We start from the raw sequence: 5,439 nt of genomic DNA on the forward strand, positions 1-5,439 counted from the left end.
CAAATATCAACGTAAGTTTTGATAAATTTAATTGTGATTAAACATCGCTCAAAAATTACGTTAATCGTTTAATTGAATATTTTAAATGTTTTGAAATAAAAGAAGAAAAGAAAAAGCCTATTTTAATTACGCTAATTGGTGCGAAAACTTATGATATTTTGATTGATTTAATTGCACCAAAAATATTAGATGACTTAACTTTTGATCAAATAATACAAATATTAATAGATCATTTTGATCCAATTCCTAATATAATTTATGAAAGATTTATTTTGCATAAAATTAAGCAAGACATGAATGAAAATATTAAAGATTTTGTTGTAAGGCTAAAGCGACAAGCAGCTAAATGTTGTTATGGAGCTCAATTAAATGAACAACTACGTGATTTGTTTGTGGTTGGACTTAACAATGATCAATTGATAAGAAGATTATTGTCTGAGAAAGATTTAAAATTTGAATCAGCAATTGATATTGCTCAAATGTTTGAATCTACAGCAAAGGAAACTTTAAATATTAAAAATAAAGCTGTGGACAAAATTAAAACTTTTAAAAACCCAAATATAGAAAAGGCTAAATTTAATAAATGCAGACATTGTGGTAAAAGTAACCATATCTCAGAAAAATGTTTTTTCAGAGAAGGTACCTGCAAATTGTGTCACGAAAAAGGTCACATTTCAACAGTCTGCCGGTATAAGAAGCCAACTGAAAGAAATAAAAATACAGAAATGCATTTTAAGCAAAACCCACCAAAACTTAAAGAATTAACCATAAATGCAGTTTCCCAATCACCAAAAATTACTACAGATGTCCTGGTGGAAAATCAAAATATCAAATTTGAAGTAGACTCAGGTGCTGAAATAACAGTAATACCCTTTAACTTGTACAGTAAATTCTTTCAAAAGTGCTCTTTAGAAAAATATGACATAACTATAAATGGTTTTGGAGGACAAAATATTGAAATTAAAGGAAAATGCAATGTCAGAGTTCTTAAAGACCAAATTTCAAAAACTCTTGAACTGGTATTGACAAAGCATAATCATGGAATCCCACGTTTAGGAAGAAATTGGATGCAAGAATTAAACATGCTTATGCGGCGGTTATAAGATTTATTTTACCGCGGTGTTTTTGATTGTCGCGGTAAGCAATTACCTAAATTTCTCAAATGCCCGATTTTTCTCGTGTTTTCGCTACCTGCATCATTCAATCTTCTGATGAACTTTTGGTATTGTGCTCAGTATCTCTGTCTTCTTCGTTCTACCCGCCAGTATCGACATTAATATTTCTTGCGCTTGTTTTGCATTTACACCTTGCTCAATAAATTCCCCTATCTTCTCTGGCATCTTTGATAAATTATATAATCTTATTATCCCCAGAACCTCATTGCGGCATATTTCATGCTTTGATTCCTCCATTAACTCATCCGCATCGATCTTATAGTTATTACTCCTATTATTTCTCCTATCTATAAATTCTGAATAGGTTGTTATTCCATCAGCAATTCCTATTTCTATTGCTTTCTTACCAAAATATAGTCCTGCTTCCGTTGATTGGATTTTTCAGTTGAAAGATTTCGGTTTTTTGCTATTAGCTCCACTAACATCTCATATAACCGGTCTACTTCTTTTTATAAGTTCCCCAGGCTTTCAGGCGTTATTGGCTCATGCGGATTTAAGTCGTTTTTTCGATTCCCCGCATATACTGTCGTATATTTTATTCATTGTTTTTCATCAAATTCACTTTGGTCTAAAATAGACTTTATGGAGTACACAAGATCATGTAAAGGTGAAAATGTATCAAATTTTGTAGATTATGTAATAGAAAAATCAGTAAGTTAGGTGAAAAATCCTAAAGTTGCCAGTGACATAATATGTAAGCTGGTATCTCAAGAGGAGCAGTATTTTAGTAATAAAATTGGTAGTTGTGTAGTTGATGAACTGGAATCAGAATTTGAGGACCACAAATCTAATATGATAAAAGCTCGTGAAGATTATATTAGAAATGCTTATAAGTTTATTGAAGTTGCGAAAAGTGCGACCAATAGTGAGCTCAATGATGTAAGAATAGATAACTCTACTTTCTAATTGGATATTCGGAAGATAGCACGATAGATGTCAAAAAGTTACAGATGGAGCAAAGAATCTAGGACTAACTCAGGGAGAAATAGAATATGGACGAGATGTAATAAAGATTGGTAAAAATGAGGTAGAAATTGTAACGGTAAATGGTATAAGGAATTATACACTAACCTTATAGATGGAAGTGATATAGTATTAACTTTCTATACCAATCAGGGGGAATTGGAAGTTAGATTATACCCTAATGAGAAAAATAAAGACTTTATAAGGGTAGAGGTACAAGATCAAGAGATGTGAAAAAATTTAAAAGATTGTAAATAAGAAATAGGAAAAAATTGCCGATTTGGAGGATTATCAGTTAATCATGTCATAAGACAAGGGTTTTTTACCAAACATGGGATGCATGCTGAAGCAGTGAGTTTATATAAAAAAGTTCCAGAAACAGCAATAGATAACATATCAGTCAATGAAGCACAAGAAGTAAGGTGCCCGTGAAATTCCTTGACAACCCCCTTCAATCTCATTATAATGACAATGAAGCTATTTTATTTAACTTCGCAATCTCGCCAGCAGATTAAATGACAGGATTATAACGATATTGGCGTCTTATTTTTTAATTTTTGCACTATGTGCACCTTACGTCTTTATAAAGTTCACCTAGATTTCTAGGTTTTTGCCTATATAAGCTGAAGCGCGCTTATGAGTCGTTTAAGACAGTATAGTACGCCGATTTGAAGTATTAGAGAGTGGGCAGCTTCTAACACGGGATTCTCTTGCCTTTTTTCTGCTTTTGTAAATTTTTTAAACATTAAAGCTAAGGTTAGTTGTAGTTTAAAAGCAGCTAAATTGCAGCGTTTAAGGCTAAAAAGATGCCAATGTTTTTGAACAGATATTGACCAGGGCTTCTTTTGCCTTTTTTTCGATTTAGTAATTTCTTAAATTTTTATAGTTGCAATTTATGAATCCATAAAAGGTGTCATTCCAGCCCAGATCACACAATAGGTTTGGTAAAACAACTATCAAAATATTATTTTTTTGATAAAAAGAACTGGATCCCAGTGTCACGCACTGGGATGACACCATTGGGAGCTACTTGGATGACAACAAAGGAGCCTTCTTTAAAGAGTAAATGAGATCCCAGCGTCACGCGCTAGGATGACAAAAAAGGAGATACTGGGATGACAGGAGAGGAGGACTGGCCGAATTAAATGACAAGAAAATGGCTGCTTGGATGACACCCTTAACCTTGTCATTACAGCGCGTGACGCTGGAAACCAGATCATACAAATGAATGTGGTAAAACAACTATCAAAATATAATTTTTTGATAAAAAGAACTGGATCCCAGTGTCACGCACTGGGATGACACCATTGGGGGGCTACTTGGATGACTCCGAATTAGATGGCAAACAGGGGAGGGCTGGGATGACAGGAAATAGGGCTACTTGGATGACAAGAAGAGGGTTAGTGACTCATGGAAAGGTGGTAAAGAGTGAAAAATATGAACTGGTAGACCAGTTCAGAAAAATGTCAAGTGAAGAAATTAAACATATTACACAATCAGCACAAAATTATATTATGTTGATGAAGGAGTATAAAAGTTAAAAGCACACACATTATCACGTTAATCCTGCAACACTTTGATTTCACTAATGGAAAGACCAGTAAACTTTATAATAGTGTCAACATCAACGTTATTAGCCAACATTGCTTTCGCAACTTCAATTTTTCCTTCTTCTCTACCTTCTTTTCTACCTTCTTCCTACCTTCCTCTTTACCAATCTTGATGCCTTTTTCAGTGGCATCATCAATTTTTTTTAGCGAGGACAGCCTTCTCATCACGAATACGCTTTATTTCTTGTTCATATGCTATGAACTCCTATTCTGACCAGTTGAATCTGTTCAGCTCTTCATATGCTTTTTTGATTATTACGTCGCTTCCTATTATTTTTTCCAATTCCTTTTCACTGGTTTCATCTGCATGCTTGAAGAAGTAGACCCATTTTTCAACTATACATTCCAATTGATCTTCCTTCGTCTTGGGAAATTTTGGCAACTCAATAAAATGTAAAATAAAAATCTTTTAAATCGTGTTCATTGGTATCCTCATCTCGAATAGTATGCTTTGATTTATATTCAGACTTATCAGGGAATAGAATACAATCTGCTATAGCAATAAAGATAATTTCTTTAAGGCCTTCATATTGATCATATTATTAGCCTGTCTTGAATACGCCTTAGCTGCATAATATTGAGCACGTTTCTCGAAACCTTTAGTTTGAGCAACTGGCATTTCAACGATCACTTGCGCCCCATTTTCATCTCTACAGAGAACATCAACAATACTTTGTTTTTTAGAGGTAATTTCAGCATCGATAATAGTGCTGAGGAATACTATTTCTTTTATTTCATTCTTGCCAGTAAAGCCCAAGATATCGATGAGAAAATGAATGAGGATATCTTTATTTTTTTCAGTACCAAAGATGCGCCGAAAGGCTACATCGTTTTTGGGATCTAAAAATTTTGAAAAAGCCACAACTATAGTGCTTAAAAATATTAATATTTATACACTATTATTGATATTTATTCAACTATATTTTAGTTCTCAACAAACTGTGTTATTAAGCTTTCACCCGCATTTACTTGTGGTTTTTGTGTTTCATCCACTTTAGTACTAGGTTTTAACACGTAGCATGTAATACCACCAACTGCCAGTGCAGATGCTACTGCTATACCAATTTGTCACCAATATCTCTAGCTTAACTGTATGTTCAAGTGCAGTAAATGTTACCAGCCCAGCAGCAAGACCAACACCAACAGTGGCACTATACCTTGCTCCATTGCTTTGTTTTGGTTGCTCAGTTGGTTGTTTTTTAGTTTCTAGTTCTTTATTCTTCTGCTGTAACTGCTGAACTTTTTTCTATTTAGTTTCCAATTCTTTCTTTAGTTTGTTAACTTCAGCATTTGACTGTTGTTGTTGTTTTAGTTGTACTATTTCATTCCCTTTAGCTGTTAAGCTTCCCTTTAACTTTGTAACTTCACCATTCAGTTTTCCTATATTCTTCTCTTTATTTTGTAACTGCTGCTGTAAGTTCGCAACTTCCTTATTGAGCTTACTTGCATTTATTATGCTCTTTAACTTGCTCTTAATTTTGGTGGGCTCTCAGCAGGTTCGCCGTTAAAGGCAAAAAATTTTAAATGTTAGCCTGATACCTCCTATTCTGAAGTTGAGATGAGGATTGTGAAACTTTTTTCCTTCTTTCACGCTGACGGAATTCAGAGGAAAGTCCTGTCTCACAGTCTGGCCAAAAACAACGATGCCGATCATCTCCTCGAAGAAAAGCAAGTATAATCAACATGAAGGC

General features: G+C 34.0%; 6 protein-coding genes and 2 pseudogenes. 5 read left to right on the forward strand and 3 right to left on the reverse strand.

Annotation, left to right across the window (positions count from 1 at the left end; genetic code table 11):
• Positions 1–158: 158 nt before the first annotated feature.
• A complete protein-coding gene (locus HET73_RS05835) occupies positions 159–1,103 on the forward strand; it encodes an aspartic protease family protein (RefSeq protein ID WP_174134178.1) in 945 nt (314 codons plus the stop codon).
• Between the two features lie 55 nt (positions 1,104–1,158).
• Here the strand turns inward: HET73_RS05835 and HET73_RS05840 are convergent.
• Positions 1,159–1,759 (reverse strand): annotated as a pseudogene (locus HET73_RS05840) (S49 family peptidase); the annotation flags it as partial.
• 76 nt (positions 1,760–1,835) lie between these two features.
• Here HET73_RS05840 and HET73_RS05845 point away from each other — a divergent pair.
• From HET73_RS05845 to HET73_RS08490, 4 genes are all read left to right on the forward strand, one after another.
• Positions 1,836–2,081, forward strand: a complete 246-nt coding sequence (locus tag HET73_RS05845) for a hypothetical protein (RefSeq protein WP_174134179.1) — start codon at positions 1,836–1,838, stop codon at positions 2,079–2,081.
• Positions 2,082–3,079: 998 nt separating this feature from the next.
• A complete protein-coding gene (locus HET73_RS05850) occupies positions 3,080–3,208 on the forward strand; it encodes a WPE palindromic element domain-containing protein (protein ID WP_174134180.1) in 129 nt (42 codons plus the stop codon).
• Between the two features lie 94 nt (positions 3,209–3,302).
• Positions 3,303–3,440 (forward strand): hypothetical protein, encoded by a 138-nt coding sequence (locus tag HET73_RS05855; protein WP_174134181.1) that lies wholly within the window; start codon positions 3,303–3,305, stop codon positions 3,438–3,440.
• Positions 3,437–3,679 (forward strand): LbetaH domain-containing protein, encoded by a 243-nt coding sequence (locus HET73_RS08490; protein ID WP_246210200.1) that lies wholly within the window; start codon positions 3,437–3,439, stop codon positions 3,677–3,679. The genes HET73_RS05855 and HET73_RS08490 overlap by 4 nt, the downstream gene beginning before the upstream one ends.
• Before the next feature lie 66 nt (positions 3,680–3,745).
• Here the strand turns inward: HET73_RS08490 and HET73_RS08495 are convergent, their stop codons facing one another.
• Together HET73_RS08495 and HET73_RS08500 are read right to left on the reverse strand one after the other, a co-directional pair.
• Positions 3,746–3,913, reverse strand: coding sequence for a hypothetical protein (locus tag HET73_RS08495; RefSeq protein WP_246210202.1), 168 nt, complete (start codon positions 3,911–3,913; stop codon positions 3,746–3,748).
• Between the two features lie 40 nt (positions 3,914–3,953).
• Positions 3,954–4,610: pseudogene (locus tag HET73_RS08500) on the reverse strand (Rpn family recombination-promoting nuclease/putative transposase).
• Between the last annotated feature and the right edge of the window lie 829 nt (positions 4,611–5,439).

It is taken from the genome of Wolbachia endosymbiont of Atemnus politus (assembly GCF_013309895.1).

Coding starts and splice junctions, on each gene's coding strand:
- HET73_RS08490 (WP_246210200.1), top strand. CDS start 3,437: ATGACACCATTGGGGGGCTACTTGGATGACTCCGAATTAGATGGCAAA.
- HET73_RS08495 (WP_246210202.1), bottom strand. CDS start 3,913: ATGAGAAGGCTGTCCTCGCTAAAAAAAATTGATGATGCCACTGAAAAA.